This is a genomic window from Cohnella sp. SGD-V74 (assembly GCF_003001675.1).
In the GTDB taxonomy this organism is placed as follows: domain Bacteria; phylum Bacillota; class Bacilli; order Paenibacillales; family Paenibacillaceae; genus Cohnella.
Map to the genome: position 1 here is coordinate 441248 of NZ_PVYW01000002.1, position 22900 is coordinate 464147.

Annotated in this window: 15 protein-coding genes; 4 read left to right on the forward strand and 11 right to left on the reverse strand. The window is 59.0% G+C overall.

Annotated elements, in window-relative coordinates:
* Window positions 1-201: 201 nt before the first annotated feature.
* Complete coding sequence (locus B0G52_RS04450) at window positions 202-2757, forward strand: winged helix-turn-helix domain-containing protein (protein WP_094042301.1); 2556 nt, start codon at window positions 202-204, stop codon at window positions 2755-2757.
* A gap of 357 nt (window positions 2758-3114) precedes the next feature.
* Here B0G52_RS04450 and B0G52_RS04460 read toward each other — a convergent pair whose 3' ends face one another.
* The 9 genes from B0G52_RS04460 to B0G52_RS04500 form a co-directional block, all read right to left on the reverse strand.
* Window positions 3115-3951 (reverse strand): carbohydrate ABC transporter permease, encoded by an 837-nt coding sequence (locus B0G52_RS04460; protein WP_094042302.1) that lies wholly within the window; start codon window positions 3949-3951, stop codon window positions 3115-3117.
* The gene (locus tag B0G52_RS04465) at window positions 3948-4820 is read right to left on the reverse strand and encodes a carbohydrate ABC transporter permease (RefSeq protein WP_094042303.1); all 873 of its coding nucleotides are present in this window, start codon (window positions 4818-4820) and stop codon (window positions 3948-3950) included. The genes B0G52_RS04460 and B0G52_RS04465 overlap by 4 nt, the downstream gene beginning before the upstream one ends.
* Window positions 4821-4890: 70 nt before the next feature.
* Window positions 4891-6237, reverse strand: a complete 1347-nt coding sequence (locus tag B0G52_RS04470) for an ABC transporter substrate-binding protein (protein ID WP_094042304.1) — start codon at window positions 6235-6237, stop codon at window positions 4891-4893.
* Window positions 6238-6337: 100 nt separating this feature from the next.
* Window positions 6338-7891 (reverse strand): response regulator transcription factor, encoded by a 1554-nt coding sequence (locus tag B0G52_RS04475; RefSeq protein WP_094042305.1) that lies wholly within the window; start codon window positions 7889-7891, stop codon window positions 6338-6340.
* Complete coding sequence (locus B0G52_RS04480; protein WP_094042306.1) at window positions 7888-9681, reverse strand: sensor histidine kinase; 1794 nt, start codon at window positions 9679-9681, stop codon at window positions 7888-7890. The genes B0G52_RS04475 and B0G52_RS04480 overlap by 4 nt, the downstream gene beginning before the upstream one ends.
* Window positions 9682-9707: 26 nt before the next feature.
* Window positions 9708-10781, reverse strand: a complete 1074-nt coding sequence (gene bglB / locus B0G52_RS04485; protein WP_094042307.1) for a beta-galactosidase BglB — start codon at window positions 10779-10781, stop codon at window positions 9708-9710.
* On the reverse strand, window positions 10778-13051 hold the full coding sequence (locus B0G52_RS04490) for a hypothetical protein (protein ID WP_094042308.1): 2274 nt from the start codon (window positions 13049-13051) through the stop codon (window positions 10778-10780). Before B0G52_RS04490 ends, bglB begins: the two co-directional genes overlap by 4 nt.
* A gap of 115 nt (window positions 13052-13166) precedes the next feature.
* The gene (locus B0G52_RS04495; protein WP_094042309.1) at window positions 13167-16595 is read right to left on the reverse strand and encodes a LamG-like jellyroll fold domain-containing protein; all 3429 of its coding nucleotides are present in this window, start codon (window positions 16593-16595) and stop codon (window positions 13167-13169) included.
* A gap of 127 nt (window positions 16596-16722) precedes the next feature.
* On the reverse strand, window positions 16723-17553 hold the full coding sequence (locus B0G52_RS04500; protein ID WP_094042310.1) for an AraC family transcriptional regulator: 831 nt from the start codon (window positions 17551-17553) through the stop codon (window positions 16723-16725).
* A gap of 140 nt (window positions 17554-17693) precedes the next feature.
* Between B0G52_RS04500 and B0G52_RS04505 the strand changes: the two genes are divergently transcribed.
* Window positions 17694-18665, forward strand: a complete 972-nt coding sequence (locus B0G52_RS04505; protein ID WP_094042311.1) for a Gfo/Idh/MocA family protein — start codon at window positions 17694-17696, stop codon at window positions 18663-18665.
* A 44-nt stretch (window positions 18666-18709) separates the two neighbouring features.
* Window positions 18710-19477: a hydroxypyruvate isomerase family protein gene (locus B0G52_RS04510; protein ID WP_094042312.1), complete on the forward strand. Its 768-nt coding sequence runs from the start codon at window positions 18710-18712 to the stop codon at window positions 19475-19477.
* A 145-nt stretch (window positions 19478-19622) separates the two neighbouring features.
* On the opposite strand, the gene B0G52_RS04515 is transcribed toward B0G52_RS04510, so the two are convergent.
* Window positions 19623-20432 carry a phytanoyl-CoA dioxygenase family protein gene (locus B0G52_RS04515; RefSeq protein ID WP_094042313.1) on the reverse strand — a complete coding sequence of 270 codons (810 nt, stop codon included), beginning with the start codon at window positions 20430-20432 and terminating at the stop codon, window positions 19623-19625.
* A gap of 133 nt (window positions 20433-20565) precedes the next feature.
* On the opposite strand from B0G52_RS04515, the gene B0G52_RS04520 reads away from it, so the two are divergent.
* Window positions 20566-21369: a helix-turn-helix domain-containing protein gene (locus B0G52_RS04520; RefSeq protein ID WP_094042314.1), complete on the forward strand. Its 804-nt coding sequence runs from the start codon at window positions 20566-20568 to the stop codon at window positions 21367-21369.
* On the opposite strand, the gene B0G52_RS04525 is transcribed toward B0G52_RS04520, so the two are convergent.
* Window positions 21366-22898: a glycoside hydrolase family 183 protein gene (locus B0G52_RS04525; protein ID WP_094042315.1), complete on the reverse strand. Its 1533-nt coding sequence runs from the start codon at window positions 22896-22898 to the stop codon at window positions 21366-21368. The genes B0G52_RS04520 and B0G52_RS04525 overlap by 4 nt on opposite strands.
* Window positions 22899-22900: the final 2 nt, after the last annotated feature.

Sequence of the window (22900 nt, forward strand, 5' to 3'; positions counted from 1 at the left end):
AAAGGATGAATTCGCACATAAAGGACCATCAGAGCGGTTTTTCTCTGATGGTTTTTCTTGGTGGCGAAACATACCTGACCCTGCTGGAGATACTTGCGAATCGTTGTATAATATAAGGCGAACGGCATGTTTTTACTAAAGTGCCCTTTCGTTGATACATGGGATCGAAACGATGACGATTCACGGTAGAGGAGGAGCGGTATGCTTGTAGCAGCCAAGTTACAATGTCCTACCATACGTTCCGCGTTGGTTGACCGGCCATTGATGATCAGGAAGCTGAACGAAGGTCTGCATGCGAAACTGACGATTCTGGTCGCACCTGCCGGATACGGCAAGACGACAGCTCTGGCGCAATGGGCCAAGCAGATCGGTCTGCCCGCCGCATGGATATCTCTGGACAAGAAGGACAATGACTCCTTCCGATTCTGGAATCATGTGACCGAAAGCATCGGTCGATTGCATCCGAATGTCAAACATGCGATGCATCCGATCCTGTCGGAATACGCGTCATCATCTGCGGATACGGTAATAGCTGCATTGCTGGAAGGGTTAGGCAGTGTTACTGGAGAGCTGTCCATCCTGTTGGATGATTACCATGTTATTGAGTCTCCAGTCGTGCACGAAATGTTGACGGAGTTTCTCTCCTATTTGCCTGATCATGTCCATTTGTTTATTGCCGCACGCACTGAATTGCCCATCCCCGTCAAGCGATTACAAACCAGAGGACAAGTGTATAAAATCATCGTCCAGGATTTCTGTTTTCAACAGGAAGAAGGGATCGCTTTCTTCCGGGATTGCATGTGCATCCCGATGTCCCGGGAAGATGTGTCGTTGCTATTGGGGCAAACGGAAGGCTGGATTAGCGGTTTGCAACTGGCGGGGCTCTCGCTCAAAGAGAACGGCGTCAACCCCGATTTTATTCGGGAATTCAACGGGAATCAGCGGGATATCGCGGACTACTTGCTCGAAGAGGTTTTTCAGCATCTGACCGACAAGACACGCCATTTTTTGTTGCACACTTCGTTCTTGAGCCGCATGAACAGCTCGTTGTGTGAAGCCGTAATGGGCCACACGCACGCACAGGCACAGCTGGAATGGCTGGAGCGGCATCAATTGTTCATCGTTCCGTTGGATGAAGAACGCGGCTGGTATCGTTATCATCATCTGTTCGCGGATTTCTTGCGGCTTCGGTTTCGGGAACTGGACAAGCAGCAATGGATGCAAGCTCATGCGAAGGCGGCTGACTGGTTCGAAGCAAACGGATTTGCCGAGGAAGCTGTCGATTGCTTGATCGAAGGGGGTCACTATGCCGATGCCGTAAAGCTGATCGAAAAGCTGCTTCCAGCATTGATGAAAACCCAATGGACCGTGCTGTACGGTTGGTTCGTCGTTATTCCGGATGATTATATTTCCGCGAACCCGATGATCGAGAATTTCTATATGGCGATCCTGATGATCATCGGACAGTGGGATTTGGCGGAGATGCGGGCGAAGCGGGCAGAGCTCCGGCTCCAACAAGGAGATGTCGCTGAACAGGAATCCGATCACAGGCTTGCTGCGGGGAACCTCCATCTGCTGCAGGCGATGATGGCCTTGTATCGCAAAGACATCGCACGGTCATCGGACTATTTCGATAAATTTGACCGCCATTTGCCGGAGGGAAGTTTCTTTCAACAACTCAATGGGAATTCGGTACAAGGGACGCAGCTTGGAGATATGCTCGCCTATATGAATGAGCTGAGGCCGGCCGAGCATTATTTGAAACTCTGGGTGAACCGATGGGAGAACAAACGGAATTACCCTTTCGTCGGACATTTCGCCGCATCCTACAGTGAGTTGATGTACGAGTGGAATCGGTTGGAGGAAGCCGAGCGATATGCGAGAAGTGTGCTTGACCGTGAGGATGTGCAGCCGTTTGCCCAGATTGTCGTCAAGGCATCGCTCATTGCATCGCGTGTTCTGCATGCCAAGGGAGATAACCAAGCAGCAATTGAATTGCTGGAACGGGCCAAATCGCGAATCGCCACACCGGACTATCAGTTGTTTGTCAGGAGAATCGACGGCCGTCTCGCTTGCCAGTTGTTTCAGTACGATTCCGGCCAGCTTGCGGCCCAGTGGCTGCAAACGTGTGGTTTGGCCTATAATGACGTCATTCCGCAAACGAAATTCGCTGAATATTACCTGTTGGCCGAAGTGCTCGGCAAGCTTGGGCAATTGTCCGAAGCCATGCATGTGCTGGAACGCTTGTATCAAATGGCAATCACTGCCGACTGCTTGCGAGACAAGATTCGTGTACTTGTTTTGAAGGGACTGCTGCTGAACAAGCTGGGGTCTCAGGAGGTTGCGTTGATGGAATTGGAGCGCGCTTTGTATCTGTGCGAAAGCGAGAAATACTGTCGCAGCTTTATCGATCATGGCAAGCCGATGGCGGAATTGTTGCTGGATTATATACAACGAAGGCAGAGTGGATTCATACGACCATCCGACAATACCGTATCGCTGCTATACGTGAAGAAATTGCTGCAGGCGATGAACGCGAGTTTGCCTGATCTGCCGCCGCTTCCCCCTTTGCTGACCACGCAGGAAACGAGAATTATCGGTTTGATTGAGAAGGGATTATCCAACAAGGAAATTGCCGAACAACTGCAAACAGCGATCACGACCGTCCATTCCCATATTAGGAACATTTATCGGAAGTTGGAATCCAGCAGCCGGCTACAAGCACTGCAACGCGCAAAAGATTTGAATTTACTGTAAATGGTCGCTGCTCATAATGACAAAACCAACTAGCAGGCTGCACGACAATGACGGCCAATGCGCCGATGACCCCAGTCACCTTCCACTATCGCGGAGCTTTGTCCATACAGGAAACTTTTCCAACGCGACATCCCGTCTCTTCTGAGCGGCATCGACACATCTTTGGAAAACCTCGAATACGAGTTGTTACGGGGAAATTTTATGAGTGGAAAGATACTTCATGATTCAAAGCAAAATAAATGAAAGGCCGCCTCCGTAATGAAGAACGAAGTGGCCTTTCACGCCGATTTATTGCTGATTCCCATGTTATTAAGTTTACTTAGTCAAAATCTACTCCTTACACCCTTCTCCCAACAACTACCCCTTAACCGAGCCCGCCGTCATTCCCTTAACGATCTGCTCCTGGAACAGAGAGCAGATGGCGATGACCGGGACGATCGTGATGACGATGCCCGCGCAGATCAGACCGTATTCGCTGGCGTATTCGCCCTGGAAGTTGGCGAGACCGAGCGGGAGCGTGCGGATGCTCTTGTTCGATATGAGAACGGTCGCGTAGATGTACTCGTTCCACGCGCCGATAAATTCCAGAATCGCGATCGTGGCGAGTCCCGGCTTGCTGATCGGCAGGATGACTCTGCTGAACAGCGTCCAGTAGCCGCAGCCGTCGATAATGCCGGCTTCCTCGATGTCCTTCGGAATTCCTTTCATATAAGCGACCAGCAAAAATACCGATTTCGGCAGGGCGAACACCGTGTAGACGAGAATGAGCGCCGCGTGCTTATCGAGGAGCTGCAGACCGCTCATCTTCAGGAAAGTAGGCAGCAGCAGCGCCTGCATCGGAATCGAGAGGCCAAGCGCGAAAAAGGCGTACAATACCGCATTGCCCCGGAACGAGAACCGGGCGATCGCGAACGATACGGTCGCGGTCAGAAACAGCGTAAAAGCGACGGTAATGAGCGAGACGAACAGGCTGTTCCAGAAATAGCGGCTGATGTTCGCGCTGTTCCACGCTCTGACGTAGTTGTCGAAGCTCCATTTCGCCGGGAGACTGAACGGATCGGCGAAGATGGCGTTGTTGTTTTTGAACGAGTTGACGACGACCCACAGGAACAGGCCGAGCGCCAGCGCCGCGAAGCCCCAGACGAACACGTACTTAACGGCGGCGAACGACCATCTTCTGATCGAGGCGCTCATGCCTTGTCCCCCTTCCCGGTAACGAGCCGCATGACCAGCATCAGCAGCAGCGTAATGAGCATGATTGCGGCGGCGACGGCGCTGCCGAATCCGTAGCGCATATCGCTGAAACCCATTTTATACATGTAAGTGCCCGTCACTTCGGTCCGGTGAATCGGACCGCCCTGCGTCAAAATAAGCACAAAGTCGAACTGCTTAAACGCCGACGTAAGAGCCAGCACGAAGCAGACCTGAAGTACGCCGCTGATCATCGGAATGACGATTTTCGTCATCTTCTGGAAGCCGCTCGCCCCGTCCAGCTCGGCCGCCTCCAGCGTCTCGGACGGAATGCTCTGGAGGCCTGCGAAAATCACGATCATCATCAGGCCGACGTATTTCCAGACGAGCGGCAGCGACACGGCCGTCATTGCCGTCGACGGATCGGACAACCACACCTTGCCCCATCGATCCAGGCCGACTCGCTCCAGAATCGTGTTCAGCATGCCGAAGTTGGGATCGTAGATAAAGTAGAAAATAAGAGCGATGGCGACCGACGAAGTAATGACCGGCATAAAATAGACCGCCCTCAGCAGCTTGTAGCCTCTCACCTGCTGGAACAGTACATAGGCGAGCATAAACCCGAGCGGAATTTGCACTGCGAACAACAGCGCGGTCAAGTACAGCGTATGTCCCAGAGCTTTATAGAAAACACGGTCGGTCAGCAGTTCTCCGTAATTGCCCAGTCCGATCCAATGCCGCGGCGAAATCGCATCCCAGTCATACAGGCTGTAAAACAGCGTCTCCCCGATCGGGCTGACGAAAAACCAGGCGTACAGGAGGACGGCGGGCAGCGAGAACAGCGTTACGACGCCGATTTTGCGGCGAGTCATGTAAGTCCCTCCAGATGCCGGGAGGGGTTATCGAATCGTTCCGATAACCCCTCCCATCGCTAATGTCGATTTACTGGGCCAGCACCGAATTCGGATGCTCCTTGACCAGCTTGTTCATCTCTTCGGCGAAGCCCTCCGGCGTCAGATCGCCGAGCAGCACGCGGTTCGCCAGCTCTTGGTATACCGTCTTGTCGCCGACGAGCTCCTGATACGACTCGAAAGTCTTGTCGATCGACTGCTGCAGCTGCTGCACCTGCGCGAACGGGGCGGACACCTTCGATTCGTCGAAGCTCACCTTGACCGGGCTCGGATTGGCCGCCAGCTCGATCAGGTCCTTGGCGACCTCGGGACCGGCCAAATACTGCATCAGCTCCCACGCCGCCTGCCGCTTCTCTTCGTTCTCATAAGCCGCCTGGGACATGTAGACGAAATAACCCGCGCCGGCCGTCATCGTCGGCACCGCCTGATCCGATACGAGCGGGAACGGAACGACCTTCGCGTCTCCGACCACTTCCGGAACCAGGTTGCCGATCGTCCAACTGCTCTGGTAATACATCGGGGCCTGCTTCTCGTTAAAGAAAGCGAGCGCCTGAAGCGTCTGCAGCGTTTCGGCTCCTTTCGGGAACGCGCCCATTCCGCTCAGCTCCACCAGCTTGGCGGAAGCGTCGGTCAACCGGGCATCGAACGGCTTCTTGCCCGCGAACATGTCCATCAGTTCGTTGTTGTCCACGGCTTGGCTGTGCATTGCCTCGATCAGGTACCGAGCGCTCGTGCCGTTGGCGGCGATCGGAATCAGACCCTTGCCCTTGAAGGCGGAGACGGCCGTCTTCAGCTCTTCGAACGTGGCCGGCACCTTCACGCCGTGCTCGTCGAACAAAACCTGATTGACGAGAAACACGTGCATGTACGTCTCGATCGGAAGCCCGTACACTTTGCCCCCGAGCGTCACCGGGTTAAGCGAGCCGTCGACGTAGCGGCCCGCCAGCTCTCCGTTCGCGGAGATCAAGTCGGTCAGGTCGGCGACTTTGCCGTTCTTGACGTAGGGTTCCGTGACGCTGAGTCCCCAGTGCAGAAACACGTCGGGAGGCTGGTTGGCGGCCATATCGATGACCAGCTTCTCCTTGATCGCGTTGCCCGCTTGGGTAATGACCTCCAGATTGACCTCCGGATGATCGGCTGCGTAGCGCTCGATTGCCGGCTCGAACGCCTTGGCCATCGGCACCTCTCCCGTCCAACCGTGCATCAGGCTCAGCTTGACCGGCGCGGATGGAGCCGCGGAGCTTGCTGCAGCCGTTTCTGTCGGAGATCCCGCCGGGGAGGACGACGGGGATGCCGCAGGCCCGTTGCCGCCGCAGCCCGCCGTCACGAGCGCCATCAGCAGCGCGGCCGTTCCGATTTTCAGTCGATGCTTCTTCATGCAGTTAACCCCTCTCGCTTGTTGGTTCCTCTTGCATCTTTATTGTAGAAAACGGACGGGCGCCCGGCCTTGATTATATTCAGCTCAAACTGGAAGAAGTTCAGATGTCCGTCCGTCGCCGCTGCTTGCGGTATTGCAGAGGAGACTCCTGATACGTTTTGCGAAAGACGGTCGTAAAATAGTTGGGGTCGTCATAACCGATCTCTGCCGCGATTTCGGCGACCTTCATGTCCGTGTTCATCAGCAGGGCGACGGCGCGTTCCATGCGGATTTTCGTTACATAGTGCACGAAGCTGTAGCCGGTTTCCTTGCGAAACAGCCAACTGAAATAATTCGCGTTCAAAAAGACCGAAGCCGCCACCTCGCCCAGGCTGATCGGCTCGCCGCAGCGCCGCTCGATATACGCCTTCGCTTGGGCGACGGCGTTGCGGCTCGTTCGCTCGAAATGTTCCTTGATCAGACCGACGAACCGTTCGGCCAGTTCCTCCGCCCACCGCTTCACCTCGGCGGCGCTCCCGAGCGCACCGAGCTCGCGGGTCTGCTGCCAGAGCGTCTCCGCCTGAGGCTGGCCTCCGAGCACCCGCTTGGCGACGAAATGAAGAGAAGCCGCGATCGCCAGCGTCTCCATACGCGCTTGGCGCACGTCCGCGGCGTCCAGCTCCCTCACCCATGCGGCGACGATCTCCGTCCAGGCTTCCGTCTGTCCGGCTTCGATCCGGTGCAGCAATTGCCGTTCCATCTCCCGCGACTTCAAGCGCAAGGAGTCGATCCGCTCACCGTCCCTCTCCGCCTCGTCCCCCTCCGTTTCGCCATCGCGAAGCGGCGCGGAAGGAAGCGGAAGCCGCTCATGAAGCGCGTCCTGCGGGCCGATTACGCCGGATGGAAGCCATTCGGCTTCCACGCCGAGCAATCGTTCGAGCTCCCGTCCAGCCTGTTGGACGAACGCCTTCTCCTCTTCCTCCGAGCCCGGCTGAAACAGCAGAGCGAACAGATGGTCGCCGAGCGGAATCAGCATGCCGCCCGCCCGATAGTCGTCCATCAGCTCCTTGACGACATTCATCAGCGCGAACTGGACGAGCGGCAGATCCCGCTCCGAGAAGCGCTTATGCTCTGAGAAGTAATGCTTCACCCGCAGGAAGACGAGCGTTTTCCCGGCGCAAGCGTCGGGGAGGCCGCTTTCTCCGCCAGGGACGGCCGGCGCGGGCAGCTTCAGGAACCGCGCGCGAATCGCCTCTTCCTCGCGCCGGGCCCGCTCTGTCCGCTCCCGATTCCGCTCTTCCCGGATCGCCTCGTACGCGCGCTCCAGAATGTCGAGCACCTTCTCCTCCGGACAAGGCTTCAGCAGAAAATCCAGCACCCCGTAGCGCAAAGCCGCCTGGGCGTACTCAAAGTCGCGATAGCCGGTCAGAATGATGACGCGGGCAGGCCACTTCCGGACGTGCGCGATCTCCGCCAGCCGAATGCCATCGCACAGCGGCATCCGGATGTCCGTCAGAATCAAATCCGGCATCTGCCGCTCGATCAGTGCGATCGCTTCCTCGCCGTTACCGGCCTCGCCAACGCAAGTCCATTGCGGCAGATGCGTCTCGACCAGCTTGCGCAGCCCTTTGCGGATATACGATTCGTCGTCCACCAGCATCAATTTCGCGATCATGCCCGTTCCCCTCCTTCAGCCTTGTTCGCCCTCGCATCGTTCAGAGGCAGCGTCAGCTCGAACCGCGTTCCGCCGCCGTCCGACTCGGCGCGCAGCCCATACGGCTCTCCGTAGTACAGCGAAATTCTCCGGATGACGGAGCGCAGGCCGATTCCCCGTCCTGTCGTCTCTCCGCCGTCTCTTCCCGTTTCCGCCCGCAGTCTTCCGATGAGCCCGGCGTCCATGCCGCTGCCGTTATCTTCAACGTCGATGCGAAGCTTGTCTCCCTCCGGGAAAGCCCGGATCGCCAACCGCTTCATACCTGCTTTGTCCTTGAAGCCGTGAACGAACGCATTCTCCACGAGAGGCTGCAGCAGCAAGCGGATAATGCCGCATCGAAGCACGGAATCGTCGACATCAATGTCGAGCTCCAGCCCCTCCTCGAACCGCGCCTGCTGAATGTTCAAGTACATCTTCACCTGCTCCAGCTCTTCCTCCAGCGTCGTCTCCGTAGAGGACGGCTCCAGCGCATAGCGCAGAATGGACGACAGGCTGACGACAAGCCTGGCGTTGTCCATATCCTCCTGCAAGTAGAGCCGCCAATACAGCATGTCGAGCGAATTGTACAGAAAATGCGGATTGATCTGCGCCTGAAGCGCCGCCAGCTCCGTCTCCTTCTGAAGCAGCTGCTTCTCGTACACCTGCGACACCAAATAATTGATCCGCTCCGTCATCGCGTTGAAGCTTTCTCCGATATCGTTCAGCTCGTCCCGCGTGTGCACCCGGATTTTCGTATCGAAGCGGCCCTCCCTTACTCTGCGCATTCCGACCATCAGCTGCCGCAGCGGCTGCGTTATCCGGTGGCTCAGCAGCGCCGACAGCAGACCCGCCAGCACCGCGCTGCCCAGTCCGGTGAGCAGCGCAGTTCTCAGAATCGTCTGGCTGTTGCTGCGAATGTCCGACATGGAAATATGGCTCGTCAGGCGAAAGCCGGTGCGCAGCGACTCCGAATGCGCCAGCAACCTCCAGCGTTCGTCCATGCGGACGACGCCGGATTGGCCCGGCGGGGGAGCGGCCGGTTCCTCCGGCCCGGCATTCGTGTACAGCAGGCTCCCTTCCTTGGAGATCAAATAAAGGCGGCCGTCATTGCCCTGCGGAACCTCGTTCAGATCGTTGGAGAAAAAGGAATCGTTCAGCAGAATGATCAGCTTGCCGTAGGTTTCCAGCCGTTCGTTTTTCGCCCAGCGGGCGGCCACCACGATTTTTTTGGCGGAATCCGCCTGCCCGCTCACCATCGAGAAAGGCAGCCGGAGCCAGACCAGCTCTCCGTCCGTCGAAGCCAGCGCTTCGTCGATCCGGTTCATCGCTTCTCCGCCCAGCGGCGTAAATATGGCGGCGTTCGTCGGACGGTACTCCGCTTCCCGCAGATCATGCAGAACGACGGTCAGCAGATGAGAGGTGTTCTGCAGCGATTGGTTCAAAAACTGGTTAAACGCCGCATAGCCGGCGAACCTCCCGTCTCCGCCGGCGTTTCTCTCTCCGATATACGACTGCACGAACGGGTTGAGCATCACTTCGTTGGACAGCCGGAAAATGCTCTCGGCCCGCAGATCGATCCGCGCCAGCACCTGGTCGACCGTCTGGGAAAACTGTCCGCCGACCTCGCGCTCGAACGTGCGCAGATGAAGCCGGTAGGACAGAAAACCCGAGAGCAGGAAAGAGAGCAGAATGATGACGGACAACCCGGCGATGAATTTCGTCTTGAAGCTGATCCGAATGTCCTTAAATGAACGGATAGCCCGCGCAAGCATCCTGCCGCCTCCTTCCCGTCGTGTCGTTATTGCCGAATGTGTTTGACGGCTTCCGCCAGCAGCAGCATGGCCATCGACTGGCCATACGGCATCGGGCACACCGGAATGTCCCGGTATTCCTGCAGCGTTCTTCCCATGCCCGTTCCGTACGAGACGCCCTGTACGATGCCGTTCCCGTCGATCCGGGCGATGACCGCGTCCAGCGCCCGCATGCCAACTTCCCGATAGCGGCCGGGAAGATAGCCCTTGCGCACGGCCTTAAGCAGCCCGTAGCCGAACGCGGCGGCGGCCGACGTCTCCGTATAGGAAGAAGAATCGTCCAGCAGCGTATGCCACAAGCCGTCGGCCGCCTGCAGCTCCGCCAGCGCCTCGGCCTGCCGTTCGAGCGCGGACAGCAGCGCGCTCAGCACGCCGTCCGGCAGCTCGACCATCTCGATGTAATCGACAAGACCCGCCGTGTACCAGGAATTGCCGCGCGCCCACAGCGCCTTCGCGAAGTGGTGCTTTTCCTTGAACGTCCAACCGTGAAAAAACAAGCCGCTGACCGGATCGGTCAAATATTTCAAGTGAACGATGAACTGCCGGACGCTCTCCTGCACGTACCGGTCGTCCCGTTCGATCAGTCCCATTTTCGCCATAAACAAAACCGTCATATACAGCGTATCGTCCCAAATCTGGCCTTCGTTCTCTTCCCCGGAGACGACGTGCTGAAGCGCCCCTTCTCCGGTTCTCGGCATATCCGTCAGCGCGTAGGCGGCCCATTCCCGCAAATACGGCAGGTAGGCCGCTTCTCCGGTCTCTTCGTAGAGGAACGCGAGCGTCAGCATCGGGCACATCGTGTTGACGTTTTGGGAAGGGAGCCCCTCGCGGAAACGATCCGCATACCAGCCCTGAAGAAAGCTCAGCAGCTTGGCGTCCCTTGTCTCTCGATAATACAAATAGGCGGCGAACAAGCCGACGCCCTGCGGCCATTCCCAATTGTTCATGGAAATGATGCCGATCGGACAGGTCTCCTCCCGGTCTCCCTTCATTTCTATCATGCCTTCGAGAAGCTTGTCCATCAGAAGATGCAGCTCCCTCTCCGTTCTTCCTGCTGTCATTGCGCGTTCTCCTCTCCCGCTTCCCGCCATTTGTATACCCCGATGCTGAGCGGCTCCAGCTCGTACCGCGCTCCCGTCCGCGTCGCTTCCTGCCGCTGTCCCTTCGTGCCGATCGGCTCGGGGAGCAGCCCGCAGCGCATCTCCGCCTCCGCGGCTTCGTCCCCGAAGTTGGCAATCAGCAGATAGTCCGCCCCGTCGGCTCCGAACGCTCGCAGAGCGCGCACCGCTTCCCCTCGCGTCTCGATCGGGACCGCCCCCGTTCGCGCCGCCGATTGACGCGTCTCCTCGGCTCCCGCCCCGGAGAGCACGCAAAAACCGTTGTCCAGCAGCCGCTCGCCGGAATCGTAGACGCGACGGCCGTGAACGAACTCCTGAACGACCTGGTCCGTGCGCAGCAGCCCGATGTCCGTCGACTTGTCGGTCCACGGATACTGCTTCAGATGAACGTTGCGGCCGCCCGGGAGATACAAGCCCAGCTCCGGACCGTACGCCCGGACGACGCCAAGCTTCCCGTCCACGTTCAGCCATCCGCCTTCCAGCGGTTCGTGCCTCTCCTTCAGATCGCGCCCGTCTTCCGTCCATACTCCGCGCTGGGCGGCGTAGCGGCGCTCGTATCCGTTGTATACGTCGTTGGGCACTTGCAGGTGCAAGCCTCGCAGTTCCGCTACGTAGGCTCGCGGCACGGCTGTCGCCAGCTGCATGACCGCCGCGGTCCGATCGTCCGGCAGCGCGACGAAGGCGATCCTGTGGTCGGCGATGGTCTCCGCGGCTTGTCCCTCCGCGACGAAGCCGGAGGAGATCGTCTCCATCGCTCCGATCGTAGCGAACCCCCCGGTGAACGCCTCCGTGCGCCAGCCCCGGATCTCGTTGACGTTGCGCGTCCCGATGCCGGCGATGCGACCGGCCAGATTCCACCGCCATTCCGCCAGATGACTGGCCGACGGGGGCAAGCATAAGCCCGTCGGCCTGTCCGCGGCCTGCCACACCCACGAGACGATTCTGCGCCGCGACCGCAGCAAGGACGCGCCATGGGCTTCGTCCGACCAGAAGAACTGGGCGGGCTCTGCTTCTATCCGTTCGCGACCGGGGCTTTCCGCTCCGTCCCCCGCCTTCGTTCCTTGCTTCGCTAAGGGCCGCCAGCATGCCCCCATCGACAGCGCGGCCGCCCGGTCGGACTCCAGCCGAGTGTAATACATCGGCGAACGATGCTCCAGCTCCTTCAGCCGTCCGGACAAGTAACCCCCGTCCGGATTATCCCCGGCTTCCGTCCGAACCTGCGCGAGCCAGCCCTCCTCGAATCCCGAACAATCCGCTCCGAAGACATCCTCCGCGAGCAGCCACATCGGAATCGCATAATCTTGGCAGTAGCAGTAAGGCACGCGGGTATCGCCTCCGATGCGCAGCAGCCGCCCGTCGGGGAACGTCAGCTCCTTCACGAGCGACCACAGCGCTTCGGCGCGATGATACAGCGCCTCCGGCGCCGGCAGCTTCGCCTGCTTGCCATAAAAATGCAGCATGGCGATATTGGACAGGCAGATCACCATGTAGCCTACATTCAAATAGTTATGATGGTTCAAGGCGTAGGTGGGAAAGAAGTTGGCCCCCTCGTGCCATTGCGACAGCGGCTTGCCCGCGACGATCCGCTCCGACAGCGCGTCGTCGGGAACCGAGACGCCGTTGAGCAGAAAACGCGTCCCCTTGTCCCGATACTCCTCCGCTCTGGCGGCATCGGGGTACAGCGCCGCCGCGCGGTGGAGCAGCGCCCCGTTCCACAGATTGCTTTCCGGCTTGTTCCGGCTTTGTCCGTCCAGCTTGTCGTAGAGGCCGCCGACCACCGAATAATGATCCAGCAGCCAGTCCGCTTCGGACAGCAGCACTCTTCGCACACTCGCCGCATCCGTCTCCGTCAAGCTTTCCCTGATCGCCTCGACGCCGTGCATCATCCGTTCGATGCCCAGCGCGCTGATCCACGTATGTCCCCATTTCGTGCCGTCCGTGCACCGGTAGCCGCCGCTCGCATGCGTCTCCAGATTAAAGCGCAGCATGGCAAGCGCGGTCTCCCGCAGCTTGCCGGACTTCCCTTCCGTCGATCCGCTCGCGGCCAGAACGGCCGCGGCGGCGAACGCCTTCTGATGCGTCTGGACTCCCCAGCCGTTATAGCCCGTGCCGTAGCAGACCAGCTCCGGTCTGTCCGGACAGCGGTACAGCTCCCTCTCCAGCGCCGGGAGCCACGGCCGCAAGGCTTCCAGGTATCGTTCCTCGTAGGCCAATTCGTCATTTCTCCTTCCTTGCAATCGCTCCTTCCCACCTTATCCCGGTTTGTTGTTTCGCACCTTGAATTCCTTCACGAGCTTCTCGAAAAAACACATGATTTCAGGAGTAAGCTCACGGGACGATATCGGCGTAGCCCGGACCGACGCCCGACGCCTCTCGGATGCCGATCGCCCTCTGCGGCCAATTCCCCCCGGTAACGACCGTATTACCGCTCAGTTCGTTGTTCGTTCCGTTAAACGTAATTCGGCCCGTATCGGTGAAATTGCCCGTAATCCGGTTGTCTTGAATCGACCCCGTGTGAATATGCAGCCAGCGAACGGAATCCTCGATGACGTTGTCCCGAATCGCGTAGAGATTGCTGCCTTCATCCGGATAGATCGCGCCGTATTCGTTCCTCTGGCCATAAATATAGTTGTCCGTAATGTAGGAAGTCGACGATTGGCGGCCCAGCGTATAGATCGCTCCCCCGTCCACCAGCTCTTGCATCACGTTCTCGATCCGGTTAAAGCGAATGCTGTTGCCGCCCGTCGGAGGCGGATCGGCACTGGGCACCGAACCGGTCTGCCCCTGGTTCGGCCCGCCGATGTAGGACCAGCCCCAGCCCGCATGAATGCCGCTGTACGGAAGATCGACCATCGTATTGTTCTCGATGTTCGTATCGACCGGATAGGAGGCTCCAATGGCCGCCGCGGAGCGGTATTCGACCGCCACCTGCTCGAAATAGTTATGCAGCACGTCGTTGTTGCGCAGCAGCTTGCGTTCGTCGTCCGGATAAAAAAGGTCCGGCACGCCCCGGTCGTAATCGTCGCCGCCGATCTGAACGCCTTGTGCCGAGATGTCGACGAACGTGTTGCCGCGCACCAAATTATGCTGGCTGCCCCGCAGCATCAAAATGCCGATATGGCCCAGCTGGGAGAACACGTTCCGTTCGAACTCGATATGGCGGGCCGCCGTGCGCAGCACGACCGCCGCCTGACCGTCGATCCATTCCGGGTACTTGGGATAGTCGTCGAACGAAGGCGAGCCGCCCACTGTGAAGCGCTCCCGGATCACGTTGTTCTGCGCGTCCGAATGTCCGCTGGACGTGTTCGGACGCAGCCAGGTCGCGTGCCGGAAATGCAGTCCTTCGAACCGGATATGCTCGACCGGCTCGTCCAGACCGGCTCCCTCCAACTGCAGCAGCGTCTCCAGAACCGGAGCGACGACTTCGGCGGAGCTCATGTCTTCGCCCGCGCGGGGCTTGTAGTAAAACGTATCGGTCGTACGGTCCAAGTACCATTCGCCCTCTTCGTCCAGCAGCTCGTACGCGTTCTCCACGTACCACGGGGTCTGGGCCGACGTCGCGCCTTTGTTCGTTGCGTAGAAGTAGCCCGGCTGTTTCATCTCGATTGCCGCCAATCCGTCCCCGCCGATCGTGATCGACTGAACGCCGACCCGCGGATTCGTCCAGATCGCCTTATAGACCAGCTCGATATCCTGCGGGTTGCCCCATGTCGCCATGTCCGTCCAAGTCGTCTTGTGGCCCAGCTTGACGAGACCGGAAGGATCGCGGTACGGATGCGTCGCGCTCGTCGTCCTGTAGAGGGCGTGTCCGGGCAAGCCGGACTCGTTTCTGGCCCGCACGGCGCGTTCCCCGTTGACGTACAATTGCCGGGTCTCGAGATCGTCTTCGGCCTCGGCCTTATAAATATTCATTCCGGCATCGTGGAGCGTCCAGCCTTCGATGAATCGGCCTCCGCTGACGACCGGCGTTTCTCCCGGGTACGCCCGATAAGCGACATCGAACCCGTTCGTGCCGCCGTCCCCCTCGTCCAGCTTCAGCGTCTCCGCCAGCTGATACGTCCCGCCGCGAAGCCAGACCGCAATATCCCCGGTCATGTCGGCGTTGATTCCCCGCACGGCGTCTCTGGCGCGTTCCAGCGTCCGGAACGGCAGCGCCTCCGTGCCCGGGTTTTGATCGTCTCCGCCCGGGGACACGTAGAAGGACGCCTGTACCGGTCTTGCCTGCACGGTAACCGCGGCGGAAGCCTGAAAGCTTCCTTCCACCGTCGTGACCGTTACCGTAGCCGTACCCGGAGACGTCCCCGCGTGAAGCTCGGCCGTTGCCCCTTCCGCCGCCGGTCGAACGTCCACGACCGCCGGATCGCTTGAACTCCAAATCAGCTTGCGATTAATGGCGTCTCCCGGTAACACTTCCGCCGTAAGCCCCGTCCTCCCTAGCGTATTCAGCGTCAGAGACGTCCGATCCAGCACGACGCCGGTTACCTCGGCACGGTACGGGCGCTTGCGCACAACCGTTACTTCCGCAACGTCCGCCGCTCCAGAGGTTCCCGTATACGAGCCGAACACGATCGACCCCAGCGCGTTCACCGGCGCGCGGAAAGGCGTTCCGGACCGGAGCAGCGCACCGTTGACGTACAGATCGAACACCCGCGCCTCCGTATCGAGCACCACATCCACGTCGTACCATTCCGCGGCGGAATAAGTCGCCACCGTCTCCACGGATGAACCATGATTGATCGCGATCGTTCCCGCCGTCGTCCAATTCACGGAGGCGAACGTCGTTCCGGTTCCATCCTTCAGATACGGCCCGTAGAATGCTCCTCCCGCTCCCGTCCATGCGCCGGGCTTGAGCCGGGCATGCACGATCAGCTCTCCGCGCTCCTCGGGGAACGATCGGGTCGCCAGGAAAGAAGAGGTTGGAGCGCTCGCCTCCAGCCGGAGGCTGCGAAGCCCTGCCCCGTCCTGCCGAACCAGCGCGCTTCCGTAGGCGTTCGCGCTCCAGCCGGCAGGCGTCTGGTCGAGCGGCGACGAGTCGAACCGGTCCGAGATTGCCGTATCGTACAGGTTGAAGCCGTACACCTCGACGTCGTCCACGTAAGCGGCACCGGACAGCGATCCCGACATGCCGAACAGCAGCTGCGCCGCCTCTCCGGCGTTCGTTCGGAACGGCGCGCCGCTTTTCACCTGCTGCCCGTTCACATACACAGCGAACGAAGCCGCCTCGAAGTCCGCCGTCACGGCGATCTCCTGCCACTGCTGCACGTCCACCATCGCCAGGTTTTCAACGCTGCCCGAATGGTTGATCGCGACGCGGCCGTCGGGATACCAGTTCAAGGAAATGAACGTGGCGCCCGAGGCATCCTTTAAATAAGGAGCATACAAAGCCGCATTCGTTCCGGCAATCTGGGAAGGAAGCACCCTCGCCTTGACTGTAATCGCTTTCAAATTTACATCGAGCGCAGCCGCCGCCGTAAACGCGCCCGCCGTCGGCAGCTTGTCCAACTTCATCGCCCGGTTAGCCGCGTCCAAGGGATCGCTCGCGACAAGCGCACTGCCGTTCGCGCTAGTCGTCCAGCCGACCGGAACCTGATTCGGCGCGTCGCTCTCGAAGCTCCAGCTTCCGCCGTCCCCCGCAATGGCGACGGATGCGGCTGCCTTGCGAAGTCCCTGTCCCGTCCCCGTCCATAATGAAGCGATCAGCACCGCCGCCAACGCGATTTTGGCGGCCGCGGCCGCCGTTCTTCCGATCCGTTTCATAAGAAGCCTCCTTGTAAGTTGGATTCCCCTTCAGACTAGACGGCGCGGATGGATGCGGCCTCGAATATTTACAGCATTTTCTCGACTTCTGTTCGACAAGGCCGCGGATTCCGCACTCCGAGCGTCCTCATTCCCCATACTGCATCCGAAACTGGACCGGGGTCATGCCGGACAGCTTGTGGAACGTGTGCACGAAGTGGCTGTCGTCCTGGAAGCCGACCGCGAAGGCGATGTCCTTGACCGTACGGGAACGGTTCGCGATCAGCAGCTCCTTGGACTTCTGGATGCGGAATTGGACCAAATATTGATAGGGACTGATTCCCCAGCTTTTGCGGAACAGCGTGTTCAGATACTGCGGGCTGACGCCCAGCGTGTCGGCCATGCGGCCGAGCCCGAGATCCGGATCGCCGTACTTCTCCTCGATGAGCAGATAAATCGGCGTCAGCCTCTCGTGGCCTTTGGACAGCGAAGGCTGACCGCTTGATCGGCCATATTGCTTCAACCACGACAGAAACGCGTACACTTCGAGCGACCCGCTGATCCCCGCGAAGTCGAAGCTGTGGCCGATTCTCTCTCTGTAATGCTCGTGAACGCCGGCAAGCGGGCAATCCTCGTCCCAACCGATCGGCGTCATCGTCGGGATGTCCAAGGCTGCCGCGATCGGATTGGCCAGCGCTCCGTCGAACGTCATGAACCAGGTCGACCAGCGGCCGCCCGGATCGGGAACGTAGCTGTGAGGCACATGCGGCTTCAGCAAAATGCCCTGATTCGGCTGAAGCCGGCAGGTCGTTCCGTTCACCGTAAACTCCCCGCTCCCCTCAACCGTATGCAGCCAGTGAAAGCTCTGAAACCCATGCTCCCGATGAATAGGGGACTGATCGGTATAGCCGATGCTCGTCAAATGAAGCGGCAATCTCCGGTCCCACTCCGTCGTGACAAAATGCCTTCCGTAGTACATCCCTCTGCGCACCCCTTGAGTTTCATTTTTCGATACGTTATAAGAAGTATATTATATTTAATTCAGTTCTTCCTTCAACTACAATAAGGGCGTAAGTTGAATTATACGACATCCTACCTGGCAGAGGAGCGGATCATCGCATGACGTTAAAGCTTGGTTTTATCGGAACCGGAGGCATTGCCAATCATCACATTGGCAATTTGGTGCAGATGGAAGGCGTCGAGCTGGCGGCGTTCTACGACGTCGATCTCGGGCGGGCGCAAAAAGCCGCAGGCGAGCACGCCGGAGCGAAAGCGTATTCAAAATTGGACGAAATGCTGGACGGCTCCCGATTGGACGGCGTCTACGTATGCGTCCCTCCGATGGCTCACGGGGAAGCGGAAGAGCAGCTCGTCGAGCGGGGCATTCCTTTCCTGGTCGAGAAGCCTCTCGGGATCGATCGGGACATTCCGAACGCTATCGGCGCTAAAGTCAAACAACGCAAACTGATCACTTCCGTCGGCTACCACTGGCGTTATAATGAATCTGCGGCGCTTGCCAAAAAGCTGCTGGCAGACAGCAAGCCCGGCATGGCTCTCGGTTACTGGATGGGCGGAATGCCGATGGTTCCATGGTGGAGAGTGCAGGCCGGATCCGGCGGTCAATTCGTCGAACAGACGACTCACATCGTCGATCTCCTCCGCTACGTATGCGGGGAAGTGCAAGAAGTGTACGCCGCCTTCGCGCTTCAGGTGATGGGAGACAAAGTCGAAGGCACCGACGTGCCCGACGTCGGCACCGTGACGCTGAAGCTGGCTAATGGCATGGTCGCAACGATCTCGAACACTTGCCTGCTTCCCGTCGGCCATCACGTCGGACTGGACGTCTACACCGGCAACGGCGTGCTGGAGCTCAGAAGCGATGCGCTCAAGGAGATTACCTCCGAAGGAACGACCGTACATTCGAACGTCGCCAACCCTTATTACGTCGAGGACGAGGCTTTCCTCCACGCCCTGCGTACCGGGGATACGTCGCTGATTTTGTCCGATTATGAAGACTCGCTGAGGACGCACGAGATTACGATTGCGGCGAACGAGTCGGCGCTGTCCGGCCAAGCGGTGAAGATCGGCTGAACGCGTTATCCTATTTGGAGTTACAGAGAGGAGCTTGGAACGACATGAAATTTTCGCTGTGCATCGGGGCTTATCAAGGGAAGGACGTCGTCTATCATCTTGAGAAAATAAAAGAGCACGGATTCCAGGGTCTGGAATATTACGCGTGGTGGGATCTGGACGATCTGAAGAAGCTGGCGGCGGAACAGGAGCGCATCGGCGTCGGACTTAGCGCCACTTGCACGAAGTTCATCAGTCTGGTGGACGAGTCGCTGCGCGACGCTTATCTGGAAGGCGTTCGCCAGACGATCGAAGCGTGCCGCATTCTCGGCGTCCGCTCGGTCATCTCCCAGACAGGCAACGTGCTGGAAGGCGTGCCGCGGGATCAGCAGCGGCAGACGATGGTCGAGACGCTGAAGCGCTGCGCGCCTCTGTTCGAGGAAGCCGGCATCGTGCTGGAGGTGGAGCCGCTGAACGGTCTGGTCGATCATGCCGGCCACTTCCTGCAGCGCTCCGACGAATCGGTCGACGTCATCGACCAGGTCGGCAGCCCGAACGTCAAGCTCGTCTTCGACGTTTACCATCAGCAGATTACCGAAGGCAACGTCATCCGCAACGCCACCGGCTACATCGACCGCATCAACCACTATCACATCGCCGACAATCCGGGACGCAAGCAGCCGGGCACCGGCGAGCTGAATTACGTCAACATTTTGCGCGCCATCAAGAACACCGGCTTCTCCGGCTTCGTCGGCCTGGAATGCGGCTACACGATCGATACGGACGAGGCTGTCCAGCAATTTAAGGAGGACATTTTGTCCCAAGTGCTGTAAACCAAGCAAAAACGCCTTCAGCGTCCTCTGGACGATGAATGCGTTTTGTCGGAGACGATTCAGATAAGGATAGCGGATTTTATACTTGCTGATTCGTGAACGCAGGGGCTGCCGGAATGGCAGCCCCTTTTCTTGGACGCAGCTGTTAGTGCGGGTAAGCTGTCTCGAATTCGATGCCGCAAGGTCCGCCGTCCGGATTCGGCTCGAGATCGACGGCCGTGCCGTCGGCGCGGAAGAGCGGCCGGTAGTGCGTGTTAATGCGCGTCGCCGACGCGTTGGCGTAGTGGCAGATGAACGCGCGGCGGAAGCGGTCCTTCGTCTTGTTCCGGTAGGAGCCGTGGATCAGATTGCCGTTGAAGAACAGAACGTCGCCCCGATCCATCACCGCAGGAATCGCCTTCTGATCCTTCGGCGGCTTCACGTAGTGAGTCGTGAACGACTCGTTGGAGTCGGCCGTCTCCGGGCACGAAATCTCGAAGTCGCTCGTCTTCGGCACGACAAGCAGTCCTCCGTTCTCTTCGTCCGCCGCGTCGATCGCCGTCCAAGCGGCGATGCAGTTGCCCGGCTCCACCTGCAGATAGAAGTTATCCTGGTGCAGCGCCTGGCCTCGGGAACCCGGCGGCTTATAATAGAACATACTCTGCGCGGCCAGCGCCTCTTCCCCGTACAGATCGGCCAATACTTCCATTACCGGTCCGTGCAGCATGTACCGTTTGGCCGCTTCATTGAAACGGTGAGGATGCATCACCCGCGGATATCTTTTCAACGGATCGGCGCTCTCCTCGTCCAGCACAGGCTCGAAATACCCGGGCACCGCCCTGTGGCTCATCTCCTCGAACGTCACGTCGATCTCCCGCAAATCCTCCTCGGAAAACAGCCCTTTCACGATGACGTAACCTTCCCTTTCGAAAAAAGCGAACTGCTCGTCGGTCAACGCCTTCAGCTTCGTTCCCATCTTCATCGCTCCCTTGGCGGCAATGTCGTTGCTCTTGACATCAGCTTACCCGCTTTCGTATCGTGGATGAAGTAAGATTACTGCTGTAAAGTACTTGTATTCTGCTGCAAACCAGCCCGAACGGAGATTGTCTATGCCGCGTAATAAACGTCCTGAGGAATATGCCGACACGTCGATCGGCGCCATGCTCGCCGGACACTTCCGCGAGAACGACCGCTACGTCATCCATCGGCCCGAGGCTAGAACCGATTGGCTCATCGCCATGACGTTAAGCGGAGAGGGCTATTTCCGCACGCCGGCGGGAGAGAAGCGCTGCTCTGCCGGCCAGATCGCGATTCTGCGTTCAGGAACTCCCCACGAATACGGAACGGTGCCGGGACAGCAGTGGAACTTCGTCTGGGCCCACTTCGGCAAACTATCGGAAACCGGCTATCTCCCAGACGAGGAGGTTATCGTGGCCGAGCTTCCGGAGGGTGAAACGCGCAAACGGGCTTACCGCGCGTTCCGCAGTCTGCTCCGCGACTCCCGCGAGCGCTCGGCCTACTGGCAGGCGCTGTTCGAGAACGCGATCCGCGAATTGCTGCTGCTCGTTGCCCAACGTTTGGAGAAACGCCTCGATCCTCGCATCGAGCGCGCCCTTCAGTTCCTGTCGCAGAACATGCAGGAGGAAATCCGTCTCGATCGCATTGCCTCCGAAGTCGGCTTGTCCGCTTCCAGATTGTCGCACCTGTTCAAGCAGGAAATGGGCGTTCCGATTCTCGACTATTTAAACAGTATGAGACTCCGGCAAGCCGCCCTGCTCATGCGTCACATGGGCAGATCGGCCACCGAAGCCTCTCTGGACGTAGGGTTCAACAACTACAATCATTTCGCCGCCTTATTTCGAAGGACGTACGGGCAAAGTCCGCGAAGCTTCGCCAAGGGGCCGGGCGACTAATTTTTCACAAGGCTGACATCGTCCAATTGAATCCACGTATCCCCGTTCGCCCACATTCCGGCGTAAATTTCCACGATTGATTCGGGGCCGGAATTAAACGTTACGGTAAGCTGCGTGTAATTCGCAAGGGCATAGAATCGGGTTTCGTTCCGAATCGGCCCGTTCAGCGGTCCGCGCGCTCCGAAATAGCCGCTGTCGTTGTTGGCCGACGTCCGAATCCAGCCCTTAAGCGTGTAGTTCGTATACGGCTGAACCGCAACGCTCTGCTTCAGGGCGTTCCATCCGCTGTTGTAGCGGACGAACCCGTTGTTCTGGCCGGTTCTCGCAAAGCCGAGCCCCCGGTCGATTCCCCCGTGCCCCTGCAAATACCAAGGCGCCATATGCGTCGTCGCCGCCTGCGTCTCGAAACCCGGCTCGGAGATCATATTCGCGCCGAAGGCGTCCGGACTCAAATCCGCCTTCATCAGAAACGTATTGTAAGGCCCCCACTCCGACATGAGAAAATAAAGCTCCGTTCCGCCGTTCGACCACGGATGGATATACGAGCCGTACATGCCCGGATAATCGCTGCCGCGCAAAATGATCTTCTCCCCGCTCCACGGTCCCGTCGGAGACGGCGCGTCCCGCATAACGAGCGCCTCCGTGTAGGGATTGAGATACGCCATGACGTACCGGTCGAAATGCGTATTGTAGACGACCGACATTTCCCCTGCAATCCCGATCGAGACCGGCGCGGCCGACGCCTCCGAGGCGTTCCAGGCGTTGCCGTCCCAATACCGGTAAGCGCCAATGTTCAGCATGTCGGCTTCCGCCACCCTGGCCAGGTAGATGCTGCCGAATCTTCCGTTCGGCGTCGCGTACATGTAGACGTAGCCGCCGTTTTTGACGAATGCGGCCATCTGGAACTTGCTGCTCCAGGCCGCGTTGTTCTGCCATCTGGCGGTCGGATGCTTCGTCCACGTCTGCCCGTTATCGTCGGAATAGGCGATGCCGGAGTAGTTCGTATACCACATGCCGGGGTCTCCCCAATGGTGAATGGACATGTAGTGGATGTAGTGCCGGGTTCCGACCGTAACTCCCGCCGTCGGAATGACGGTGATCTCGTCGTTGTTGATTTTCTTGGACGACAGAATCTCCTTGGCATGGCCCGGCGTATCCTGAATCATCGTGGAGAACGTCAGGCCGTCCGCCAGATTCGTATCCGCGGATTTCGCCAGCACGTTGCTCCTCCATCCGGTGCCGCAGCCGCCGTCGCCGCACCAGCCGGGACCGAACGTGTCGCCGAACAGCACGAAAATCTCCCCGCCGCCCTTGTCCCACATGATGCCCAAATCCGTGCCTTCCACCTTGTAATTGGAATGCGTCTGGTTGGGATTCGGCAAGGTTTCTCCTGTGGGAGTCGCACCGGTTACGCGCGCGACTTTCGTCACGTTCGAGGGAGTCACCGCGCCCGCCGGGCCGGCGTACGGCATTACCGACAGCAGCGCCAACGCCAGCACCAACAATAGCTTCCAGCTTTTTCTCGCCATGC